The following is a 22,843-nucleotide window of genomic DNA, read 5'->3' on the forward strand; positions in this document are numbered from 1 at the left end:
TTCTCTGGAAGTCTCTTACTAGCCAAAGCCAAAGCCAAAGCCAAAGCCAAAGCCAAAGCCAAAGCCAAAGCCAAAGCCAGAGTGCAGGGCATGCTTTCGTGTAGGAGCGAGCTTGCTCGCGAACCGCATCGCAGCGAAGCCGGGTTCGCGAGCAAGAACTAGGCGTCCCCTCGCTCCTACAGCTCGAATCCGCTGCAGGAGCGTGGCATGCCCGCGATCAGCTGGGCGCAGCCAGTCAGCCGGGGAACAACACCTTCGCCACGTCCCCGTAGCGCTTGGCGAAATGCACCGTCAGCCCTTCCTTCAGATACTCCGGCAGCTCCTCGAAGTCCCCGCGGTTGGGCTCGGGCAGGATCAGCTCGAAGATCTTCTGCCGGCGCGCCGCGATGACTTTCTCGCGGACGCCGCCAATCGGCAGCACCTGGCCGGTGAGGGTCAGTTCGCCGGTCATGGCCACGCCTTTCTTCGGCGCCTGGTTGCGCGCCAGGGACAGCAGGGCGCTGGCCATGGTGACGCCGGCGCTGGGGCCGTCCTTGGGCGTCGCGCCTTCCGGCACGTGCACGTGGACGAAGGCCTGGTCGAAGAAGGTCGGCTCGCCGCCGTATTTCTTCAGGTTCGAGCTGATGTAGCTGTAGGCGATTTCTGCCGACTCCTTCATCACGTCGCCCAGTTGCCCGGTGAGCTTGAAGCCGCGGTTCAGTGTATGGATGCGCGTCGCCTCGATGGGCAGGGTCGCGCCGCCCATGCTGGTCCAGGCCAGGCCGGTGATCACGCCGACGCCGGAGAGGACCTGTTCGGTGCGGAACACCGGGGTGCCCAGGTACTCCTCCAGGTCCTTGGCGCCAATCTTCACCACCGAGTCCGGGTCTTCCAGCAGCTTCATCACCGACTTGCGCACCAGCTTGCCGAGGACCTTCTCCAGCTGGCGCACGCCGGCCTCGCGGGCGTAGCCCTCGATCACCGAGCGCAGGGCAGCGTCGTTGATCGACAGGCGATTCTTCGGCACGCCGGCCTTTTCCAGCTGCTTGGGCCACAGGTGACGCTTGGCGATGGCCAGCTTCTCCTCGGCGATGTAGCCGGACAGGCGAATGACTTCCATGCGGTCCAGCAGCGGGCCGGGGATGGAGTCCAGGGTGTTGGCGGTGCAGACAAACAGCACCTTGGACAGGTCCAGCCGGAGGTCCAGGTAGTGGTCGAGGAACTCCACGTTCTGCTCCGGATCGAGCGTCTCCAGCAGCGCCGAGGCGGGGTCGCCCTGGTAGCTGCTGCCGAGCTTGTCGATCTCGTCGAGCATGATCACCGGGTTCATCACCTCGACGTCCTTGAGCGCTTGCACCAGCTTGCCGGGCAGGGCGCCGATGTAGGTGCGGCGGTGGCCCTTGATCTCGGCCTCGTCGCGCATGCCGCCGACGCTGAAGCGATAGAACGGCCGCCCCAGACTCTCGGCGATGGATTTGCCGATGCTGGTCTTGCCGACGCCGGGTGGGCCCACCAGCAACACGATGGAGCCGGCGATCTCGCCCTTGAAGGTACCTACCGCGAGGAATTCGAGGATACGGTCCTTCACGTCTTCCAGCCCCGAGTGGTGCCGGTCGAGGACCTTGCGCGCGTGCTTGAGGTCGAGCTTGTCGACGCCCATCAGGCCCCACGGCACGGAGGTCGCCCAGTCGAGGTAGTTGCGCGTGACAGCATATTCCGGCGAGCCGGTCTCCAGGATCGACAGCTTGTTCAGCTCTTCGTCGATGCGCTTCTTCGCCTGGTCGGGCAGGGTCTTGCCTTCCAGACGGGCGCGGAATTCATCGGAGTCGGCGCTCTTGTCGTCCTTGGTGATACCCAGTTCCTGCTGGATGATCTTCAGCTGTTCCTGCAGGAAGAACTCGCGCTGGCGCTCGCCGATTTTGCGGTTGACCTCGGCGGACAGCTCCTTCTGCAGGCGCGCGACTTCCACTTCCTTGCGCAGCAGCGGCAGCACCTTCTCCATGCGCTTGAGGATCGGCACGGTGTCCAGCACGCCTTGCAGCTCCGACCCCGGCGCGGTGGTCAGCGCGGCGGCGAAGTCGGTCAGCGGCGACGGGTCGTTGGGGTTGAAGCGGTTGAGGTAGTTCTTCAGCTCCTCGCTGTACAGCGGGTTGAGCGGCAGCAGTTCCTTGATCGCGTTGATCAGGGCCATGCCGTAGGCCTTCACCTCGTCACTGGGGTCGCTGGGGGTGTGCGGATACTCCACCTCCACCAGGAAAGGCGGGCGATGACGCTTGATCCAGCCGCGGATGCGCACGCGCGACAGGCCCTGGGCGACGAACTGCAGCTTGCCGCCTTCGCGGCTGGCATGGTGCACGCGCACCAGGGTGCCATGCTCGGGCAGGCTGTCCGGGTCGAAATGGCGCGGGTCTTCCGGCGGGTTCTCCATGAAGAACAGCGCCAGGCTGTGGTGCTCGGTCTTGGCGACCAGTTCCAGCGTCTCCGCCCACGGCTCCTCGTTGACGATCACCGGCAGCACCTGTGCCGGGAAGAACGGGCGGTTGTGGATCGGGATGACGTACACCGTGGTCGGCAGGTTCTGCCCCGGCAACACCAGCCCGGTGTTGCTGACCTCTTCGGCGCTATGGATATCGTGAATCTCGTCGTGGTCGCTCATGAGGCACCTGACTGATTGAACATGACAGTCTAGATGGGGAAACCGGCTCGGGGTTTCAATCCCATGCTGCTGCAGGATGTGTCTGAAGGATGTTGCGACCGATTGTGTCCGACTTGAGCTTACGAACGGATTAGCGGGCGCGGGCGCAGGAAATCACTGGGAGGCCGGCCGAAGTGGCGGCTGAACATGGCGCTGAAGGCGCTGGGCGTGCTGTAGCCGACTTCCAGCGCCACGTTCAGCACGCTCTCGCCCAGGGCCAGGCGCTCCAGCGCGGCCAACAGGCGCGCCTGCTGGCGCCATTGGCCGAAGGTCAGCCCGGTTTCGCGGGAGAACCAGCGCTGAACCGTCTTGCTGTCCACGTTCAGTTTCGCCGCCCACTCGTCCAGGCCGGCGTTGTCGCCGGGCCGGGCCTGGATGGCCTGGCACAGTGCGCGCAGGCGCGGATGGGCGGGCAGGGGCAGGTGCAGCGGCAGCATGGGGTCTTCGCGCAGTTCGTCCAGCATCAGGCCGAGGACGCGACCGTCGCGGGAGTCGGGGAGCACCTCGCCACTGATCGACAGCGCCGCCAGGATCAGCTCGCGCAGCAACGGCGAGACCGCCAGCACGCAACAGTCCGGCGGCAAGTGCGGGGCGCTGCCCGGCTCCACGTAGAGCGTGCGTACCTGCACGTCGCCAACCATGCGCGTCCAGTGCTCCACGCCGGCGGGTATCCACAGGCCACGGTTATCCGGCACTACCCACTGGCCGCTGGCGCTACCCACTACCAGCACGCCGCGCACGGCGTAGAGCAGCTGCGCGCGGTGATGGCTGTGCGCGGGCACCTGATGGCCGTCGGGGAAATCCAGGGCGACAGCGGCCACCGGACTGGCGGCCCGTTCGTCGCCGTGGTTCTCCACGGGTTGAGGTGGAATGTCCTTTTTGAGCATCTGGATGCCTGTTTGTCGTTAGACGACCACTTTCCTCCATCGTTAGGCTGATGAACAGTCCCCATCTGCTTCGATGATCCCGCCATGACCGACATGTCCGTAATCGCCGAGCAACTGGCTCGTATCGCCAGTCTGCTCGAACAATCCCTGCCGGCGCGCGCCGAGCTGGCGCTGGAAGAGGGCGCTATCGCCCATCTCTGGGAGTACCGCCAGGGCCTGCCGCGCCTGACGCCGGTGATCGAGCCGGCGCTGATCGCCTTTGACGACCTGCGCAATGTCGACCGGCAGAAGGCGCTGATCGAGCAGAACACCCGCCAGTTCGTCTCCGGTCGCCCGGCCAACAATGTGCTGCTGACCGGCGCGCGCGGCACCGGCAAGAGTTCGCTGGTGAAGGCCTGCCTGCACGCCTTTCATGCCGAAGGCCTGCGCCTGATCGAGGTGGACAAGGAACACCTGGCCGACCTGCCGCAGATCATCGACCTGCTGCGCCATCGCCAGGAGCGCTTCATCCTGTTCTGCGATGACCTTTCCTTCGAGGATGGCGAGACCGGCTACAAGGGCCTGAAGACCGTGCTCGACGGCTCGGTGGCCGGGCAGTCCGGCAACGTGCTGATCTACGCGACCTCCAACCGTCGCCACCTGCTGGCCGAGCGTGCCGAGGACAACCTGGCCTTCCAGCGCAGCGAGAGCTGCGAGCTGCACCCGGGCGAGGCGGTGGAGGAGAAAATCTCGCTCTCCGAGCGTTTCGGCCTGTGGATATCTTTCTATGCCTTCAGCCAGGAGCAGTACCTGGAGGCGGTCGCGCGCTGGCTGGAATACCACGGCCTGGGCGGCGTCGCGCAGGAGGAGTGGGAACAGGCGGCGATCCGCTGGGCGACCCATCGCGGGTCGCGGTCCGGGCGGATCGCCGCGCAGTTCGCCCGGGATTTCGCCGGGCGTCGGCCTTAGCCTTTAGAACGCCACTTTTACCCCCGCCTGGATGCCACGCCCGCCAGCCGGCACGCTGTCGCGCAGGATCGAACTGGCGTAGCGCACGGTCTGGTTGGTCAGGTTCTCGCCCTTGACGAAGGCCAGCCAGCGGCTGTCGCCCAGGTCGAAGCGGTAGCCGAGGCTGGCGCCGAGGGTGGTGTAGCCGTCGGTGCGCAGTTCGTTCTCCGGCACGCGGTTCTGGTCGGCGGCGTACTCCACGTCGACCCGCGCCTGCCACTGCTGCAGTTCCCACAGCAGCGCGCTGTTCAGGCGCAGCGGGGCGATGCGCGGCAGCGCTTCGCCGGTGTCCTTGTTCTTCGCGCGGGTGTAGTCGCCGGAGAGCTCCAGGTCGAAGCGGCCGTAGGGGCTGTCCAGCAGGTGGATGCGGTCCTGCGCCTCGACGCCGTAGAAGTCGGCCTTGACGCCGCTGTAGAGGTATTCGGGCAGCGCTTCGTCGTCACCGGCATCCACCACCGCACCTTCCTCATCGCGATAGCGTCCGCTGGCCAGCAGGCCGATGTAGTTGGAGAAGCGGCTGTAGAACACGCCGACGCTGCCCTTGTGCCGGCCGTTGTCGAAGCGCAGGGCGAGGTCGGTGGAAACGGCCTTTTCCTTGCTGGCGTCGGCGTCGCCCACTTCATAGGTGCCGGTGGCCGCGTGAGCGCCGTTGGCGTAGAGCTCGTAGAAGGTCGGCGCGCGTTCGGTGTAGGCGAGGGTGGCGGCCAGCGACCAGATCGGCGTCAGCTTGTACACCGCGCCGCTGGACAGGCTGCCAGCGGTGAAGCTGCGTGAGCCGTCGTTTTCGGCGAAGCGCTCGTTGTCCTTGGCATTGGGGTCGATGCGCGTGTGCTCGGCGCGACCGCCCAGGTTCAGCGCCAGGCGCTCGGTGGCCTGCCAGTTCTCCAGGAAGAACAGCGCCGCGCTGTCGGTCTCGGTATGCGGCACGAAGGCTTCTTCGCCCAGCGCGGAGAAGCGGCTGTTGGCGACCTGCGCGCCGACGATGCCTTCCACTGGCCCGATCGGTTTATGCCGGGCTTCGATACGCGCCTCGTAGCCGTCGTTCTTGAAGGTGGTGCCAGTCTCGCCGTCCTCGATTTCCTTGTGCTGGTACTCGGTGTAGGCCGCATCCAGCTTGACCGAGCTGAAGGGGCCGTCGAGGTCGCGGATTTCCGAGGCGAAGGCGTAGCGGTCCTGCTGCATCTTCAGGCGTACGTCGTCCTCGGCGGGCGAGCCGTAGTTGCTGTCGTAGCCGCTGTAGGACAGGCCCGCATAGCCGTGATCCCAGTGGTAGCTGCCACCGATGGCGCCGCTGTCCTGGCGGCCGTCGCTGTTGTTCACGCGGTGCTTGGAGTCGTCACCATCGGTTTGGCGCTGGCGCGCGGAGTGAGCGTAAGCGGGGATACGCAGGTCGTTGAACTCGCGGGAGCCGGCGTCGAGGTGCAGGGCGAAGTTGCCGTCGCCGGCTTCGAGTGCACCGGCAGCACTGCGGGTGGTGTCCGGGCCGCCGTAGCGCAGCTCGCCCTGGCCGTGGATGCCGTCCACCGGTTCGCTGGGAATGCGGTTGTCGAAACTGTTGACCACGCCGCCGATGGCGTTGCCGCCGTAGAGCAGCGCGGCCGGGCCGCGCACGACCTCGATGCGCTCGACCATGTTGGGATCTTCCGGCACGGCGTGGTCGTAGGACAATGACGAGGCGTCCAGCGCGCCCACGCCATTGCGCAGGATGCGGATGCGATCGCCGTCCATGCCGCGGATCACCGGGCGGCTGGCGCCGGGGCCGAACCAGGTGGAGGACACACCCGGCGTGCCATTGAGCGTTTCGCCCAGGCTGCCTTTCTGGCGCAGGGTCAGTTCGTCGCCCTGCAGCACGCTGCTGGGCGCCGCGGGGGAGGAATCGCCCAGCGGGTTGGCGGTAATCACCTGCGGCTCCAGTTCGGTGGGGGCGGCATCGGCCAGCGAAGGCGCACCGGCGCAGAGGGCGATGCCCAGCGGTGCGAAACGCCAGCGTGGACGGGGAAGGGATGGGGGCATGACGAACTCCTGGTTTTTCTTCTGGCAAAGCGAACCCCTCCCTCGTGGTCAGGGATGTGCCAGGCGGCGGGAAGGGGAAAATGGGGAAGTGTTATTTGTTATAACATAACATATCCATCGGTTAGCAATACTTTCCTGCTTAGATGATTTCGTGCGGAGTCCGGTGCCGAGTTGCGCCGGGTTGCACCTGCTGGCTGGGCAGGTCGATGGAATTTTCGTACCATGCTCAAAATTTGATCAGATCGCGCCATGTTCGATACCCGTCTCGCCACGTTGCCCGACCAGGCTGACCAGCACGCCCATGACCATCACCAGTTGGTGATGTCCCTGAGCGGCCGTGCGGAGTTCGAGATAGGCGGTACCGCCGGCGAGGTCTGCCGCATGCGCGCATGCCTGGTGCCAGGAGATGTCGGGCACCAGTTCGCCGGGCTGGGCGACAACCGGATGCTGATCGTCGATCTGACCGAGGCAGGTACCGGCGAGCAGGACCGCGAACTGCTGGCGAGGCTGTTCGAAATGCCGCGCTACCCGACACTGGATGCGGACTTCCAGAACCTGCTCAGCTACGCCGGGGCGGAAATCGCCCGCTACGGCGATGACCCGCTGCTCGCCCGTGCCCTGGGTGGCGTGTTGCTGCGAGCATTGCACCTGCGGCTGTTCGGCGAAGACCGCGCGCCGCGCAACGGGCCGCTGGACCTGGAGCGGCTGGACGGCTACATCGCCGATCACCTTTCCCGGCGCATTACCGTGGCGGAGCTGGCGCAGGTCGCCTGCCTGAGTCCGAGCCATTTCCATGCGCAGTTCAAGGACCGTGTCGGCCTCACGCCGCACCAGTACCTGCTGCGCCAGCGCCTCGACCGCGCCGCGCGCCTGCTGCGGGAAACCGAGCTGCCATTGGTCGGCGTAGCCGGGGAGTGCGGTTTCTCCAGCCAGAGCGCATTGACCACCGCGATGCGTCGTTACCTGGGTTTGACCCCCGGCAACCTGCGCCGCTGCTGAATTGCGGGCCTGCGCGCCGTGAATTGCTGATCGAGTGGACAGGTATTGCCCTTCGGGCGCCGGAGTCTTTTGCAAGAACTCCAGAGCTTTCAGCAAGAATTCCTTTGGGTGCAACCCATAGAGTCCGCCCACCGCGTTGCTGGTGTTCCAAGGTGCAACCCGGTCAGACCAAGAACAACAGCCAGCTCGATACGCGGGAGGGGCGCCATGCCCATCACCGGTTCTGTCTTTGCCTGTCGCGCGCCTGCACCTGGCCGCGCCACTTCCTTCACGGCCCGGCCTGCAGCGCCTGCCCGTGGCCTCGTGCCGTCACCGGTCGGACCGGTGCAACCGCATCGCCTGCTTTCTGTACAATCCGCGCCCTCGCGCGCCGGCCACTCCCTGCCGCTTCTTCATGCGTGCGTGTGCTCAATTTCAGTCACTGCCGACGAGTTTCGTCGCCAGCCCCGTATTGTGCGGCTGGGGATAACTCGACGGGAGCAGGACGCCGACTCCGGCGCCTGAAGGATGACCGGGTAACGCCCGGAAAACGCCCCGCACCTCGCCCACCGGCGAAAGCGGGGCGGAAGTCGCCGTGGTGAGACGGTGGCTGCAGGATGACGCCAGCAAGGATGGGGCGTGCCTGCGTCGGGATGCGTAGCGGTTCGGTGCCTGTTTGGTATCACGCGCAACCCGGTTTGCCTGTGAGCAAGCGCTAACCGGTCGGCGTCAACCACGCCGACTGCCAGTCAAGGGTTCGCGATACCCCGCGTACCTGGATAAAAACAAGCTGTAGGGGAGCCCCCATGAGCGTCAACACGCCAACACTGATCACCTTCGTGATCTACATCGCGGCCATGGTTCTGATCGGCTTGGCCGCCTATCGTTCGACCAACAACTTCTCCGACTACATCCTCGGTGGCCGCAGCCTCGGCAGCTTCGTCACCGCGCTGTCGGCCGGTGCTTCGGACATGAGCGGCTGGCTGCTGATGGGCCTGCCGGGCGCCATCTACCTGTCGGGCATCTCGGAAAGCTGGATCGCCATCGGCCTGATCTGCGGCGCCTACCTGAACTGGCTGTTCGTCGCCGGTCGCCTGCGCGTGCACACCGAGCACAATGGCAACGCCCTGACGCTCCCGGACTACTTCAGCACCCGCTTCGAAGACAACAGCCGCATCCTGCGCGTGATCTCCGCGCTGGTGATCCTGGTGTTCTTCACCATCTACTGCGCCTCCGGCATCGTCGCCGGCGCCCGCCTGTTCGAAAGCACCTTCGGCATGTCCTACGAGACCGCGCTGTGGGCCGGTGCCGCTGCGACCATCGCCTACACCTTCGTCGGTGGCTTCCTGGCGGTGAGCTGGACCGACACCGTGCAGGCCTCGCTGATGATCTTCGCGCTGATCCTCACGCCGATCTTCGTGCTGCTCGCCACCGGCGGCATCGATCCGGCCTTCGCTGCCATCGAGCTGAAGGACGCCGCCAACTTCGACATGTTCAAGGGCGCTTCCTTCGTCGGCGTGCTGTCGCTGATGGCCTGGGGCCTGGGCTACTTCGGCCAGCCGCATATCCTGGCGCGCTTCATGGCGGCTGATTCGGTGAAGTCGATCCCGGCTGCCCGCCGTATCTCCATGACCTGGATGATCCTCTGCCTGGGCGGCGCCGTGGCCGTGGGCTTCTTCGGCATCGCCTACTTCCAGGCGCATCCGGAACAGGCCGGCGCCGTGGGCGAGAACCACGAGCGCATCTTCATCGAACTGGCGAAGATTCTGTTCAACCCGTGGATCGCCGGCGTGCTGCTGTCCGCTATCCTCGCCGCGGTAATGAGCACCCTGAGCTGCCAGCTGCTGGTGTGCTCCTCCGCCCTGACCGAAGACTTCTACAAGGCCTTCCTGCGCAAGAACGCCAGCCAGCTTGAGCTGGTGTGGGTCGGTCGCGCCATGGTGCTGTTGGTGGCGCTGATTGCCATCGCCCTGGCCGCCAATCCGGAAAACCGCGTGCTGGGCCTGGTGTCCTACGCCTGGGCCGGCTTCGGCGCCGCTTTCGGTCCGCTGGTGCTGTTCTCCGTGCTGTGGAAGGGCATGACCCGCAACGGCGCGCTGGCCGGCATCGTCGTCGGTGCGGTCACCGTGATCGTCTGGAAGCAGTTCGGCTGGCTCGGCCTGTACGAGATCATCCCGGGCTTCATCTTCTCCAGCATTTCCATCGTGGTGTTCAGCCTGATCGGCTCGGCACCGTCGAAGGCGATGATCCAGCGCTTCGAGGAAGCCGAGGCGGAATACGCCGAGGCCACTCAGCCGGCAGGCACTGCGGTGACCAGCCGCTGATCCCGAGCTGAATGAAAAAGGCCGCGCTCCCGCAAGGGCCGCGGCCTTTTTTGTGGCGTCAGGATTGGCTTTTCTGTAGGAGCGAGCTCGCTCGCGAACCCCCTTGATGCCGTGGGTGTCGGGCAGGTTCGCGAGCAAGCTCGCTCCTACAGGTCATGGCTCCGTGCTGACCTGTGCGTAGGAGCGGACTTTTTTCGCGATGCTCCCGGCGCGATGCGAACCTATCGCGGACGGAGTCCGCTCCTACGCTGGTTGGCAAATCCGGCGTGGGGCGATCAGCGCGAGGTGTTGCCACTCATCGCCGCCGCGTACCGCCAGCAGGCGAACAGGCACAGCAGCAGGCCGACCACCGCCAGCGCGCCACCGACATAGCCGATCCACTCCAGCCCCATGCCCACCGCCACGCGGCTGCCCAGCAGCGCACCGCCGCCGATACCGACGTTGTACAGGCCGGAGAACATCGCCATGGCCACGTCGGTGGCGTCGTGGGCCAGTTGCAGGACCTTGGCCTGCAGCGCCAGGCCGAAGCAGAGGATCGCCGCGCCCCAGAACAGGCTCAGGCCCAGCAGCGCCGTGGGCGAATGGGAAAGCGGCATCAGCAGCAGGAGCGAGCCGCCGAGCACGGCGATGGCCATGCACGGAAAGGCGCGCGGGAAGCGCTCGCTGTAGCGGCTGAAGAGGATCGAACCGAACATCCCGGCGCCGCCGAACAGCAGCAGGAGCAGCGTGGTCTTCTGGCTGTCCAGCGCGGCGATCTCCCGCGCGAACGGTTCGATGTAGCTGTAGGCGGTGAATTGCGCGGTGATCACCAGCACGGTCAGCACATACATCGACACCAGCGCCGGGCGGCGCAGCAGCAGCGGCAGGCTGCGCAGCGAACCGGAGTTCTGGCTCGGCAGCAGCGGCAGCGCGCGGGCCAGCCAGAGCACCACGACCACCGAGACGCCGGCAATCGCCAGGAAAGTGGTGCGCCAGCCCATCGCTTCACCCAGCACGCGGCCCAGCGGAATGCCCAGCACCATCGCCAGGATGGTCCCGGTGGCCAGCAGGCCGAGGGCTTTCGCCTGCTGGCCCGGTGGCGCCACGCGCACCGCGAGCGAGGCGGTGATCGACCAGAACACTGCGTGGGCGAAGGCGATGCCGAAGCGGCTGATCATCAGCACCGTGAAGTTCCAGGCAAAGCCGGAGAGCACATGGCTGACGATGAACAGGCAGAAGATCACCACCAGCAGGCGGCGGCGTTCCATGTTGCGGGTCAGCTGCATCAGCGGCAGCGAGGCCAGCGACACCACCCAGGCGTAGAGCGTGAGCATCAGGCCGGTCTGTTCCGGACGCATGTCGAAACTGCGCCCGATGTCGCTGAGCAGGCCCACCGGGACGAACTCGGTGGTGTTGAAAATGAAGGCGGCGATGGCCAGGGCGATGACGTTCAGCCAGCTGCCGGTACGGGTGTCTTGCGCGGTTGTCATGGGAATCCTGAGGTGAGAGGGGGCTCAGGCCGTGCCTTGGGATCACGCTTGTAGCGTGTCCCTGGCAAAGAAGAATTGTTGTTGCGGCGGAGTGCAATTCTAACCACGCATCCTGGCCCGCGCACGGCAAAGGGACGCTTGCGCGGGTGCAGCGGCAGGCTCAGGCGGCATTGTCGATCAGCGGATCGGCCGCCTGCGCCACTTCCTCGGCCAGCCAGTCGAGGAACGCGCGTACCGGTGGATGGCGCTCGCGGCCGGGCACGCAGAGCGCGGTGTAGCTGGCACCGGGGACGTTGATCTCCGGCCGATAGGGCACCAGCAGCCTCTTCTCCACGCTCTCCGACACCAGCAGCGAACTGGCCAGCACCAGCCCCTGGCCGGCGATGGCCGCCTGCAGGGCGTAGAACTCCTCCTCGTACTCGCGCTGTACCGCCTGGGTCAGCAGGCATTCCTCTCCGGCTGCTGCGCACCAGGCCTTCCAGCCGCGCTCGTAGAGCTCGGAGTTGTACCAGCGCACGCTGATCATCTCCGGCACGTCCACATCGGCGGTCGCCACCAGTGCTGGCGCGCCATACACGGCGAAGCGTTCGGCCAGGAGGAACTGGCTGTGCATGCGCGGGTACTCGCCGAAACCGTAGCGGATCGCGAGATCGACGCTGGCGTCCTGCTGCAGGTCGAGCAGTTCGCACTGGCTATCCAGGCGCAGGCGGATGTGCGGATGGCGCGCATAGAAGCGCCCCAGGCGCGGCACCAGCCAGAGCGCCGCGAACGCGGGGGTGGTGGAAATCGTCAGGCTGCTGGCGTTGCGCTGCGGACGCAGGCTGTCCACTGACTGCGAGACCTCCAGCAGCGCGCCGTGCAGGCTGCGGAACAACCGCTCGCCGGCCTCGGTCAGGCGCACCTGGCGTGGCAGCCGCTCGAACAGCGGCAGGCCCAGCCATTCCTCCAGCGCGCGGACCTGGTGGGATACCGCCGTGGGCGTCACCGCCAGTTCCTCGGCGGCGGCCTTGAAGCTCAGCTGGCGCGCAGCGGATTCGAAGGTACGCAGGGCGGGCAGGGGCAGGTTGGCGAACATCGAAAGCTCCATGGATGAGTTGGACTCATCTGAGTGCAGTTTCCCTCAGTTGTCCGGGAGACCGCCTGAAAATACCTTGGATGGCAAGCAGGGTGGCAATCCAGTGTAACGGATGAATCACCTGGAACAAGTCGAACAGAAGGAGTAACAGATGAACCGTATTCTTGCCATTCACGCCAGCCCGCGTGCCGAGCGTTCCCATTCCCGTCGCCTGGCCGAGGGCTTCCTCGCTGCGCTGTCGTCCGCAGACATTACTCACCGCGAAGTGGGCCGAGCCAATCTGCCCCACGTCAGCGAAGGCTTCATCGCCGCTGCCTTCCATCCGCAGCGCGAGCATCGTCCGGCCGAACTTCAGGCGGAGCTGACGTTGAGCGATGAGCTGGTGGACGAGCTGCTTGCCCACGACCTGCTGGTGATTTCCACGCCCATGTACAACTTCAGCGTGCCCAGCGGCCTGAAGGCCTGGGTCGACCAGATCGTCCGTATCGGCCGCACCTTCGACCTGCACATCAAGGACGGCGAGGCCGAATACGAGCCGCTGCTCAAGGGCCGCAAGGCGCTGATCATCACCAGCCGCGGTGGCGCCGGCATGGGGCCGGGCGGTGAGTTGGAGTGGATGAACCATGCCGACGCTTGGCTGCGCGTGGCGCTGGGGTTCCTCGGCATCGAGGATGTGCAGGTGATCGCCGCCGAGGGTGAGGAGGGCAATCCCGAGGCCTTCCGCGCTTCCTATCAACAGGCTGAACAAGCCCTGGCCGACCTCGCCGAGAGCGAGTGGGCGCGTGCGTGATGGCCTGGGCGATGCTGATGGTGGCGGCGGTGTTCGAGGTGATGTTCGCGGTGTCGATGAAGTACGCCGAGGGCTTCACCCGGCCGTTGCCGACCGTGGTGACGGTGCTCGCGGTGATCGGCGGGATTTTCTTCCTCACCCTGGCGATGCGCCAGTTGCCGGTGAGCATCGCCTACCCGATCTGGACCGCCATCGGCACCCTGGGCACGGTGTTCTTCGGCTTCCTGCTGCTGGGCGAGGCGCTGACCCTGACCAAGCTGGCGTCGGTCGCCCTGATCATCGCCGGCGTGGCCGGGCTGCGGGCCTGATGCTAAGGTGCCGCGCATTCTCCGCACGACGACACTGACATGACCGACAAACCGAAGAACCCGCTGCACGGCGTGACCCTGGAAGCGATCCTTACCCAGCTGGTAGCGCAGTACGGCTGGGACGGGCTGGCCAAGCGCATCGATATCCGCTGCTTCAATAACGACCCGAGCATCAAGTCCAGCCTGACCTTCCTGCGTCGCACCCCATGGGCGCGGGAGCAGGTTGAGGCGTTGTACGTGAAGAGCGTGCAGGGCAAGTAACAGAGCGGCTCTTCGTAGGAGCGAGCTTGCTCGCGAATCTGGCCGGTTCCCCATGGCATGAAGCGGTTCGCGAGCAAGCTCGCTCCTACAGGTTCAGGCGTCTGGGCTACCCCTTCACCCCAGCCCTCTCCCCAGGGAGAGGGCTGGGGTGAAGGGGCGAAACCGATCTATGCAGCAGCGCCTACCGCCAGCTCACTCGCAGGTTATCCAGCCGCTCCTGGCAGCCGGTGCTGATACCGGGCTCCAGGTAGCTCGACAACATGGGCGCCATGCCCTTGAGCACCTGCACCGGCAGCGCCGAGGTGAACTTGAAGTTGTCCGACTCGCTGCCGGCGACGTAGGCGGTCAGCGTGCCGAAATGGCGTGGGCCGATGTAGAAGACGAAGGTCGCCGTGCGGTTCATCGCCTTGGAGCTTTTCACCCAGCCGCTGCGCGTCACGCTTTCGATGCGGTTGTCGCCGGTGCCGGTCTTGCCGCCCATCACCAGTGCGCTGCCATTGGCCAGCTTGAAGGTGCCTGACAAGCGCCGCGCGGTACCCGCGTCCACCACCTGCGACAGCGCAGTGCGCAGAGCCTGGGCGACCTCCGAACGCATCACCTGGCGACCGCTGCCCGATTCCGGGCCGAGGGTCACTTCATAGGGCGTAGCGGCGGCGAAGTGCAGGCTGTCGATGCGCAGGGTCGGCTGGCGCACACCATCGTTGAGGATGATCCCCATCAGCTCCGCCAGCGCGGCAGGGCGGTCCCCGGAGCTGCCCAGCGCGGTGGCCAGCGACGGCACCAGGTGGTCGAACGGGTAGCCCAGGCGCTTCCACTGTTCATGCAGGTCGAGGAACGCTTCCACCTCCAGCATGATGCGGATGCGCTTGTCGCGGGCGTACTTGTGCCGCGACTTGAACAGCCAGCCGTAGACCTGCTTGCGCTCGGCGTCGCTGGCGGCCACCGCATCGGCGAAGGTCGCCGCCGGCTGGCGTTGCAGGTAGCCCAGCAGCCACAGTTCCAGCGGGTGCACGCGGGCGACGTAGCCCTGGTCATTGAGGTCGAAGGCGCCCGGCCCATAGCGGGTGTAGAGGTCCTCGATGCGCTTGTCGGTGAGCTTGTCGCCAGCGTATTTGCCCTGCTTCAGGCGGTCCTGCAGGAAGGCGGCGAAGGTCGGTAGATCGGCCTGGGGCTGCAGGTAGCGATGGATGGCTGCCAGCCGCACCGGCCAGGCGCGCAGGCCATCGAGGAAGGTATTCAGGCGGTCGTCGTTGTCCTTGCCCTTGTATTTCTGCCAGAAGCGCAACAGGTAGACCTGGCTCTCCTTGTCGACGAAGCGGTCGAGGTAGTCCTGCCGGCGCGGGTCGTTGTCGTCGGCCAGCACCGCTACCTTGCTGCCCTCGTTGGCGTAGATGTCGTGGCGCACCAGATCGCGCAGCAGGCGCACGAAGGGCAGGTTGATCGATTCGCGCAGCGCGTCCTGCAGGGTCGGGATGCGGCCGTTGTCCTCCTTGCGGAAGTTGCTGAAGGTGTGCACGCCGCCGCCGGTGAAGAAGCTTTCATAGGGGCTGGCGGAGTACTTGCGTTGCAGCGCGGCGGCGAGCATGTCCGGCAGGTTGCGGTCCTTGGCGGCGATCAGGTAATCGATGGACCAGCGACTGAGGATGTCCAGCGGTTCGATGTCCACCTTCTTCAGTTCGGCGACCGTCATCGGCGCGTACTGCTGGTGCAGGTCGGCGATGGTTTCCAGGTAGGTGGCGAGCACGCGCAGCTTGGCGGTCGAGCCCAGCTCCAGCTTGCTGCCTTCGTTGATGTCGAAGGGTTGCTCGGTGCTGTCGGTCTGCACGCGCACGCGGTTGCCGCTGGGGGTGCGCTCGAACAGGGTGAAGCTGTAGCGCACGTCCCTGGTCTTGTCCTTGGACAGCAGGTGCTCGCCGAACAGGCCGATCTGCTCGGCGAAGTCCGGGTCGGACAGGTGCCGCAGGTAGCCGGTGACCTGCTCCTGCAGTTCATGCTGCAGGGTCGTGGTGAAGCTCATGTCGAAACGGTCGAGGTCGTACAGCGGCACGTCGAGCATGCCGGCCAGGCGGGTGCGCGCAAGGCCGATGCCCTTGTTGTTTTCCAGCGGGGTGAAGCTGGGCTCGCTGCGCGGATCGCGGAATACCAGCTTCTGCTTGAGCGCCGCGTCGCGCAGTTCCGCGGTGATCACGTTGTTCTGCGCGAGCAGGCGCAGGTAGCTGTCGGTCAGCACGGCCAGTTGGTCGCGGCCACGGGCGAGGTACCAGGAAGGCCGGCGGTGGGCAATCATCAGCGAAACGACCTGGCGCAGCGCCTTGCCCTGCGCGGCAAGCTCCGCACCGGAGCCGGGCGGGGCGTTGAGCAGCTTGTTGACCTGCTGGTAGTCGGCGCCGTACCAGATCCACAGGCCATCGGGCAGGCCGCTCACTTCGCCGTAACCCGGCTGCGCCGAGAGCGGTACGGAGTTGAGGTAGGTGAGGGCGACGTTGCGCCGTGCGGCCATGTTCTCCGCGCCGTTCTGGTAGGTGCGCACGCTGGCCGAAGCCATCTGCCGGAGCTTGTCGGTGATGGAGTTGGTGCGGCCATCCTCTGAGTGGCGGTACTTCTCGATCTGTGTGGCCAGGGTACTGCCGCCGGGGGCGTGGTTGCCCAACCCGACCAGCTTGCCCACCTGCGCCACGGAAGCCTGGGTGAAGCGGCTCCAGTCGATGGCGGGGTTCAGGTAGGGGCGGTCGAGATCGAGCAGGTCGCGGTTCTCGATGTACAGCAGGCTGTTGACGATGGCCGGCGAGATGCTCTCGAAGTTGGCGTAGAGCCGCTGCGGGTAGCGGAAGTTGTAGATCGGCAGGCCGCGGCAGTCGGCGATATCGACGCCGGCCTGGGCCTTCTCCGGGTAGGGCGGGAACATCCCGTGGCCGGTGTACTGCATCAGCGGATCGGAGAAGCGCGCCTGGCTCAAGGTGACGAAGTTGCGCTCGTGCAGGCGGCCCAGGAAGGTCGGCAACTGCTGATAGCCCAGGCGCCGATCGAAGGGGCCGCCTTGTGGATAAACCACATCGTCGGTGCTGCCCTGTTCCAGGCTCCAGGTCAGGCCAGTGGCGTAGCGTGCCAGCTCGCGCGCCTGCAGCTTGGAGGTCCGCGCCTCATACAGCAGCGCCGCACCCATGGCGGCAAGCAAGGGCAGGAGAAACAGGAAGAGGATCAGGAAGCGGTGGTGATGCACTTTCTGTGGGGAAAGGCCGGGCCCCAGACTTCCCGGTTGTCCTGCCACTTGCGTACCGGAATGCTTCGAGTTGCCCATATTCACGCCCCGCCCATGCTTGTACGACAGCCCAGGTAGCGAACTCCGCCCACGTGATGGCCGACGCCCCTCCCGGCGCCGCGAAAGCCCCTAACCTGCGGCTTTCCTAAGTTCCAGCGTAGTCGGCGGCGAAAAATCTGCGCGCCGCCAGGTACCGTTCGTGGCTCGCCGGATTGATTTGCCGACGGCCAGCAGGTGGAATGTGATTATTTGGACAGGAATGGCTGCCGATGCGTTCGTACTTTTTGCCCCTGGCCGCGCTGCTGGGCGTTTCGTTGAACCTCGCCGCCGCGCCGATGCCCTTCTATAAATGGCAGAGCAAGCTCGATGGCGCCTATACCTGCCAGCAGACATCACCGGGCAGTGGCTGGCAGAAGATCGGCGGACCGTTCAGTGATGCCGGGTGCCGCAAGGCGTTGCCGCAGACGCCGCCGCCCAAGGGGCTGGCGGTGCCCAAGTCGTTGAGGACGCCGTAGCCCGACACCGGCGCAGGAGCGGATTCATCCGCGATCGTTTCGCCCCACTTACGGATATCGCCATGACCGACCACGACGCCCGAATCCGCCAGAGTTGGCAAGCCAACGCCGATGCCTGGACCCGCGCGGTGCGCGAGCAACGCATCGAGAGCCGGCGGCTGGTGACCGATGCGGCGATCCTCGCCGCGATTGCCGAAGGTCCGGCACGCCGTGTGCTGGATATCGGTTGCGGCGAAGGCTGGTTGTGTCGTGCGCTGGCCGAGAAGGGCAGCGAGTGTGTCGGCGTGGATGCTTCCGCACCGCTCATTGAAGCCGCGCAGATGGCGGGCGGTGGGCGCTATGAAGTGATGGATTACGCGGGACTCATCGAAGCCGGAGATTCACTCGGCCAGTTCGACGCCCTGGTGTGCAATTTCGCCTTGCTCGACGAGTACATCGCGCCGTTGCTCGCCGTACTTCGCGAGCGGCTCAATCCCGGCGGGCGGCTGCTGATTCAGACCGTGCATCCGTGGGCCGCCTGCGGTGACGCGCCCTATGTGGACGGCTGGCGCCTGGAAGACTTCGCTGCCTTCGGCGGTGAGTTCAGCGCACCGATGCCCTGGTTCTTCCGCACCCTGGAGTCCTGGCTGGCGCTGCTGGCCGCCAGCGGCTGGCGCCTGCGGCAACTGCGCGAGCCTCGTCATCCGGACACCGGCAAGCCCTGCTCGCTGCTGCTGGAGGTGCAGCCGCTGGGAGGCTGAAGCGCTCTGCAGCGGCCCTGGTGGCGCGGGAAGATGTGGCGATACGCCGCTATCCCTTTGGTCACATTGCACCTTGGTGGTGCAGACGATTCCCACGGACTTGTGTAACACTCGCCCGCGACCTCAGCCGTGGTCCTCCCGCAATGCCCACGTCCGCTTCACAAGAGCGGGCAGCCTCTTCCGGTGTGCCGTCCTGGAACTGCCAGACACTTCTCCCTCCGTGCCGACCGGCGCGGTGGCGAAGCCTTTTCGGCGGTTCCGCATCCCGACTGCACTTAGAGTCCTCAGCTGATATTTCCCAAGAACAAAATGAGGTTGCATCACCATGTCGTCCCACGATCTCCAAAGGGATCTCAACGAGCGGCACATCCGTCTCATGGCCCTGGGCGCCTGCATCGGCGTCGGTCTGTTCCTCGGCTCCGCCAAGGCCATCCAGATGGCCGGCCCGGCCATCATGCTTTCCTACATCATCGGCGGTCTCGCCATCCTCGTGATCATGCGCGCCCTCGGCGAGATGGCCGTGCACAATCCCGTGGCCGGCTCATTCGCCCGCTACGCCCAGGACTACCTCGGCCCGCTGGCCGGTTACCTGACCGGCTGGAACTACTGGTTCCTCTGGCTGGTGACCTGCGTCGCGGAGATCACCGCGGTGGCCATCTACATGGGCATCTGGTTCCCCGACGTGCCGCGCTGGATCTGGGCGCTGGCCGCGCTGGCGAGCATGGGCACCATCAATCTCATCGCCGTGCGCGCCTTCGGTGAGTTCGAGTTCTGGTTCGCCCTGATCAAGATCGTCACCATCGTCGCCATGATCCTGGCCGGCGCCGGCATGATCTTCTTCGGCCTGGGCAACGGCGGCATCGCCACCGGCATCTCCAACCTGTGGAGCAACGACGGCTTCATGCCCCACGGCATCACCGGCGTGCTGATGTCGCTGCAGATGGTGATGTTCGCCTATCTGGGCGTGGAGATGATCGGCCTCACCGCCGGCGAAGCGAAGAACCCGCAGAAGACCATCCCTGGCGCGATCAACTCGGTGTTCTGGCGCATCCTGCTGTTCTACGTGGGCGCGCTGTTCGTGATCATGTCGATCTACCCGTGGAACGAGATCGGCACCCAGGGCAGCCCCTTCGTCATGACCTTCGAGCGCATGGGCATCAAGACCGCCGCCGGCATCATCAACTTCGTGGTGATCACCGCCGCGCTGTCGTCCTGCAACGGTGGCATCTTCAGCACCGGCCGCATGCTCTACAGCCTCGCCCAGCATGGCCAGGCCCCGGCTGTGTTCGCCAGGACCTCCAGCGGCGGCGTGCCGCGCAATGCGCTGCTGCTGTCGATCTTCGCGCTGCTGCTGGGCGTGCTGCTGAACTATCTGGTGCCCGAGAAGGTGTTCACCTGGGTGACCTCCATCGCCACTTTCGGTGCGATCTGGACCTGGGCGATGATCCTGCTGGCGCAGCTGAAATTCCGCCGTGGGCTGAGCGCTGCCGAAGCCGGCAAGCTGCAGTTCCGGATGTGGCTGTACCCGATCAGCTCGTACCTGGCCATGGCCTTCCTGGTGCTGGTGGTGGTGCTGATGGCGTTCTTCGAAGATACGCGCATCGCGCTGTACATCGGCCCGGCGTTCCTGGTGCTGCTGACGGTGCTGTACTTTGCGCTCAACCTTGCTCCGAAGGAGCAGGGCAGCGTCGCCAGTCGCGCCTGATGTGCTGTTGAACGATTGAAAAAAGGGCCTCTTCGGAGGCCCTTTTCTTTTGCTGGATGATTACGTCGTGGGCAGGCTGCCGGCCATGCGCGTCAGGCTGCGGTCGAGTTCGGTGATTTCCAGTTGCAGGCCGATGGGGCGTTTTTCGATGAGTTCGGCGAGGGTCTGTTCGGCGGTGGCGAACAGGGTGTCGACGATGCGCTGGCGCAACTCCTCGGGGCGGCCGGGGGCGATGCGGATCTGGATGTTGATGAAGGCTTCGTCCTGGGTGTTGGCGCCGACATGGAACTGGTCGATGGCGCGGGCGAAGGTGCGCAGGCCGTTGCTGGGGAACACGCTCAGGCCTTTTGCTGCTTCATGGATTTTTTCAGGCAGTTCCAGAGGCAGTAGGTCGTTGGTGAGGTTGGCGGTGTAGTCGATGGCGATGTGGGGCATGGGCTTTTTGTCCTAGGCTCGGTGTGACCATCCTAGGAGGGCGCAACTGAGCAGGACATACGAGTGATCACTTAGTTGGAGCTAAGTGATGCTGCGCCGCGTCGGCGTGTTCGGATGGTTCGTGTTTCGCCTCTCGGCGAGTCCCTTTTGGCAAACGCCCCAAAAGGAACCAAAAGGTCTTGCCCCTCCATCCGGTTTTTCGCTTGGGGCGAAAAATTCCCTCGTTGAAGCGAAGTTTCAGGGGCACGCGCTGACGGGCCATCCCTGGCCCGACAGCGCTCTCGCGGCATCCATGCCGCTCAACCCCTGAAACTCCGCTTCAACGAGGCCTCCTGAAAGGGGCATTCCGGAGCGTGCGGATGTTTCTCTGGAAATCCTTTAAAGCCAGAACTCGAACCAGAACGAGGGGGTTTTTATGTAGGAGCGAGCTTGCTCGCGAACGGACCCCGCTGCGGAATCGGTTTCGCGAGCAAGCTCGCTCCTACAGATTGGATTGAGGGCGCTTCAGGTCGCCAGCAACGGCGGCATCGGGCAATCCAGGATATCCGCCACCGCGCGCATCAGCTCCGCTTCACCAGCGGTGATGCGCCCGTCGTGCTCGATGCAGCGCGCCAATGCCTTGAGCAGTTGCGGCTTCTGCAGCGGGCGCAGTTGTTCCAGCTGCTTCAGTGCGGCCTCCAGCTCGCGCAGGCTGGCGGCGCCCGGCAGCGGCCGGGGGGCGAAGGGCAGGCCGCTCCAGGCATCGGCGAACGCCTGCTCGGTCTGCAGGTCGCTGGTCTCGCCAACGCGGGCGAGGAAGGCCAGCAGCGTTGCGCAGGCTTCGGACAGGTCCGCCAGTGCCACGTTGCCGATCTTGCCGCTGCCCGGCCGCAGGTTGCGCTCGATGATGCGCAGCAGCGTCCATTCCAGCAGCTTGACCTTGCCGTCCAGCTTGATCAGTAGCGCCATGTTCTCGCGCAGGGCGAGGAAGGCCTTGGCGCCCAGTTGCTTGAGCGCCGGCATGGCCAGGTCGAGCAAGGGCAGGCGCTGGCCCGGATCGAGTTGCAGCAGCGACTCCTCCAGCAGGTCCAGTTGCAGCGCCAGGCTCAGGTTGAGGCGCTGCTTGATCGCTTCCAGCTGGCGGGCTCGCAGGCCGGGGTCGCTGTCCAGCAGCAGGCCGTAGACCAGCGCTTCGGCGCCTTCGCTGTCATGGGCGGCGCGCTGCAGGCGCTGGTCCAGGCGTTGCAGGGTGCTGCGGGCTTCCTGCAGGTGCGCGATGGTGGGTGCGCCGACGGCGGCCACTGCCACGTCCACGGCGCTGGGCTGGTACGGCTGGCCGGTGACGGCGGCGGTCCAGGCTTGCTTGTTCATCAGCGCCACGTCCAGGCGTGGTTCGAATTTCGGGTAGTTTCCGTCCCAGCCCGGATCGACGCGGCGAATACGGTCCTGCAGCGGCGGGTGGGTGTCGAACCAGCTGCTGCCCACGCCATCGCCGAAGTACATATGGCTGAATTCTGCCGCGCGCGGGGCGCTGAGCAGGGCGCCCAGCGGGTTGCCACCGATCTTCTTGAGCGCACCGGCGATAGTCGAGGGATCGCGGGTGAACTGCACGGCCGAGGCGTCGGCCAGGAACTCGCGCTGGCGGCTGACCGAGGCCTTGATCAACTGCCCGAAGAAGGTGCCGACATAGCCGAGTACGTAAAGCACCACGCCGGCGCCGATCACCAGCAGCACCACGCTGCCGCCACTGTTCTTGTCGTTGCTGCTGCTCCGGCTACTGATGCGCACGCCAGTGCTGGTCTCGCTCCAGCCGCGCAGCAGCATGCCGCCGATCAGGCCAAGCAGGAGCATGCCGTGGAGCAGGGCGGTCAGCCGGGTGTTGAGCAGCATGTCGCCGTGGTGGATGTGGCTGAACTCGTGGGCGATCACGCCCTGCAGTTCATTGCGGTCGAGCTGCTCGATGGCGCCGCGGGTAATGCCGATCACCGCGTCGCGGGGTGTCAGGCCGGCGGCGAAGGCGTTGATCGAGCCGTCTTCCAGCACATACACCGGCGGCACCGGCGAGCCGGAGGCCAGGGCCATTTCCTCGACCACGTTCAGCAACCGACGCTCGTCAGCGTTGCTGGCGCTGAGGTTGAGCAGGCGGCCGCCGAGGCTCTCGGCCACGACCTTGCCGCCCGCACTCAACTGCACCTGCTTGTACAGCGCGCCGAGGACGACCACACCGACGATCACGGCGGCCACCGACAGGTACAGCTCCGGATCGGGCAGGGAGGCGCGCGAGGTCAGGTGCAGAGCAGGCTCGCCGAGGTGACGCCAGAGCCAGCCCAGCGCCAGGCTGGTGATGGTCACCAGGCACACCACGGCGATAGTCAGCAGCAGGACCAGGCGCCCGGTCTGCTTGCGGGCGCGGTCCTGGTGTTCGAAGAAGTTCATCGCGCGTC

General features: G+C 65.7%; 18 protein-coding genes. 10 read left to right on the plus strand and 8 right to left on the minus strand.

The window, feature by feature from the left end:
* Nucleotides 1-235 precede the first annotated feature (235 nt).
* Nucleotides 236-2,635, minus strand: a complete 2,400-nt coding sequence (gene lon, locus RS899_RS02785) for an endopeptidase La (RefSeq protein WP_233298314.1) — start codon at nucleotides 2,633-2,635, stop codon at nucleotides 236-238.
* Between the two features lie 119 nt (nucleotides 2,636-2,754).
* A complete protein-coding gene (locus RS899_RS02790) occupies nucleotides 2,755-3,561 on the minus strand; it encodes a helix-turn-helix transcriptional regulator (protein ID WP_315809030.1) in 807 nt (268 codons plus the stop codon).
* Nucleotides 3,562-3,645: 84 nt separating this feature from the next.
* On the opposite strand from RS899_RS02790, the gene RS899_RS02795 reads away from it, so the two are divergent.
* On the plus strand, nucleotides 3,646-4,509 hold the full coding sequence (locus RS899_RS02795; protein ID WP_315809031.1) for an ATP-binding protein: 864 nt from the start codon (nucleotides 3,646-3,648) through the stop codon (nucleotides 4,507-4,509).
* A 3-nt stretch (nucleotides 4,510-4,512) separates the two neighbouring features.
* On the opposite strand, the gene RS899_RS02800 is transcribed toward RS899_RS02795, so the two are convergent.
* Nucleotides 4,513-6,561, minus strand: coding sequence for a TonB-dependent receptor (locus tag RS899_RS02800; RefSeq protein ID WP_315809032.1), 2,049 nt, complete (start codon nucleotides 6,559-6,561; stop codon nucleotides 4,513-4,515).
* Nucleotides 6,562-6,810: 249 nt separating this feature from the next.
* Here RS899_RS02800 and RS899_RS02805 point away from each other — a divergent pair, with 249 nt between their 5' ends.
* Together RS899_RS02805 and putP are read left to right on the plus strand one after the other, a co-directional pair.
* Nucleotides 6,811-7,560 carry a helix-turn-helix transcriptional regulator gene (locus tag RS899_RS02805; protein WP_054908982.1) on the plus strand — a complete coding sequence of 250 codons (750 nt, stop codon included), beginning with the start codon at nucleotides 6,811-6,813 and terminating at the stop codon, nucleotides 7,558-7,560.
* A gap of 785 nt (nucleotides 7,561-8,345) precedes the next feature.
* Nucleotides 8,346-9,863 (plus strand): sodium/proline symporter PutP, encoded by a 1,518-nt coding sequence (putP, locus tag RS899_RS02810; protein WP_315809033.1) that lies wholly within the window; start codon nucleotides 8,346-8,348, stop codon nucleotides 9,861-9,863.
* Between the two features lie 275 nt (nucleotides 9,864-10,138).
* Here putP and RS899_RS02815 read toward each other — a convergent pair whose 3' ends face one another.
* Together RS899_RS02815 and RS899_RS02820 are read right to left on the minus strand one after the other, a co-directional pair.
* Nucleotides 10,139-11,332, minus strand: coding sequence for a sugar transporter (locus RS899_RS02815; protein ID WP_315809034.1), 1,194 nt, complete (start codon nucleotides 11,330-11,332; stop codon nucleotides 10,139-10,141).
* Nucleotides 11,333-11,492: 160 nt separating this feature from the next.
* Nucleotides 11,493-12,407 (minus strand): LysR substrate-binding domain-containing protein, encoded by a 915-nt coding sequence (locus RS899_RS02820; protein WP_315809035.1) that lies wholly within the window; start codon nucleotides 12,405-12,407, stop codon nucleotides 11,493-11,495.
* A 151-nt stretch (nucleotides 12,408-12,558) separates the two neighbouring features.
* On the opposite strand from RS899_RS02820, the gene RS899_RS02825 reads away from it, so the two are divergent.
* Genes RS899_RS02825 through RS899_RS02835 form a run of 3 tightly spaced genes read left to right on the plus strand, consistent with a single transcriptional unit; the run spans nucleotide 12,559 to nucleotide 13,766 of the window.
* The gene (locus RS899_RS02825; RefSeq protein WP_315809036.1) at nucleotides 12,559-13,197 is read left to right on the plus strand and encodes an FMN-dependent NADH-azoreductase; all 639 of its coding nucleotides are present in this window, start codon (nucleotides 12,559-12,561) and stop codon (nucleotides 13,195-13,197) included.
* Nucleotides 13,197-13,505 (plus strand): DMT family transporter, encoded by a 309-nt coding sequence (locus tag RS899_RS02830; protein WP_024765558.1) that lies wholly within the window; start codon nucleotides 13,197-13,199, stop codon nucleotides 13,503-13,505. Before RS899_RS02825 ends, RS899_RS02830 begins: the two co-directional genes overlap by 1 nt.
* Before the next feature lie 39 nt (nucleotides 13,506-13,544).
* Nucleotides 13,545-13,766, plus strand: a complete 222-nt coding sequence (locus tag RS899_RS02835) for a VF530 family protein (RefSeq protein WP_315809037.1) — start codon at nucleotides 13,545-13,547, stop codon at nucleotides 13,764-13,766.
* Between the two features lie 181 nt (nucleotides 13,767-13,947).
* Here the strand turns inward: RS899_RS02835 and RS899_RS02840 are convergent, their stop codons facing one another.
* A complete protein-coding gene (locus RS899_RS02840; RefSeq protein ID WP_409978039.1) occupies nucleotides 13,948-17,064 on the minus strand; it encodes a transglycosylase domain-containing protein in 3,117 nt (1,038 codons plus the stop codon).
* Nucleotides 17,065-17,294: 230 nt separating this feature from the next.
* Here RS899_RS02840 and RS899_RS02845 point away from each other — a divergent pair, with 230 nt between their 5' ends.
* From RS899_RS02845 to RS899_RS02855, 3 genes are all read left to right on the plus strand, one after another.
* Nucleotides 17,295-17,540 carry a hypothetical protein gene (locus RS899_RS02845; RefSeq protein WP_315809038.1) on the plus strand — a complete coding sequence of 82 codons (246 nt, stop codon included), beginning with the start codon at nucleotides 17,295-17,297 and terminating at the stop codon, nucleotides 17,538-17,540.
* A gap of 62 nt (nucleotides 17,541-17,602) precedes the next feature.
* Complete coding sequence (locus RS899_RS02850) at nucleotides 17,603-18,280, plus strand: class I SAM-dependent methyltransferase (protein ID WP_315809039.1); 678 nt, start codon at nucleotides 17,603-17,605, stop codon at nucleotides 18,278-18,280.
* A gap of 325 nt (nucleotides 18,281-18,605) precedes the next feature.
* Nucleotides 18,606-19,985 (plus strand): amino acid permease, encoded by a 1,380-nt coding sequence (locus tag RS899_RS02855; protein WP_315809040.1) that lies wholly within the window; start codon nucleotides 18,606-18,608, stop codon nucleotides 19,983-19,985.
* A 60-nt stretch (nucleotides 19,986-20,045) separates the two neighbouring features.
* On the opposite strand, the gene RS899_RS02860 is transcribed toward RS899_RS02855, so the two are convergent.
* Nucleotides 20,046-20,420: a 5-carboxymethyl-2-hydroxymuconate Delta-isomerase gene (locus RS899_RS02860; protein WP_315809041.1), complete on the minus strand. Its 375-nt coding sequence runs from the start codon at nucleotides 20,418-20,420 to the stop codon at nucleotides 20,046-20,048.
* A gap of 88 nt (nucleotides 20,421-20,508) precedes the next feature.
* Here RS899_RS02860 and RS899_RS02865 point away from each other — a divergent pair, with 88 nt between their 5' ends.
* On the plus strand, nucleotides 20,509-20,730 hold the full coding sequence (locus tag RS899_RS02865; RefSeq protein ID WP_315809042.1) for a hypothetical protein: 222 nt from the start codon (nucleotides 20,509-20,511) through the stop codon (nucleotides 20,728-20,730).
* Between the two features lie 194 nt (nucleotides 20,731-20,924).
* Here RS899_RS02865 and RS899_RS02870 read toward each other — a convergent pair whose 3' ends face one another.
* Nucleotides 20,925-22,835, minus strand: coding sequence for a M48 family metallopeptidase (locus tag RS899_RS02870; RefSeq protein ID WP_315809043.1), 1,911 nt, complete (start codon nucleotides 22,833-22,835; stop codon nucleotides 20,925-20,927).
* Nucleotides 22,836-22,843 lie beyond the last annotated feature (8 nt).

Source organism: Pseudomonas sp. C9-3, from assembly GCF_032392015.1.
Taxonomy (GTDB): domain Bacteria; phylum Pseudomonadota; class Gammaproteobacteria; order Pseudomonadales; family Pseudomonadaceae; genus Pseudomonas; species Pseudomonas nitroreducens.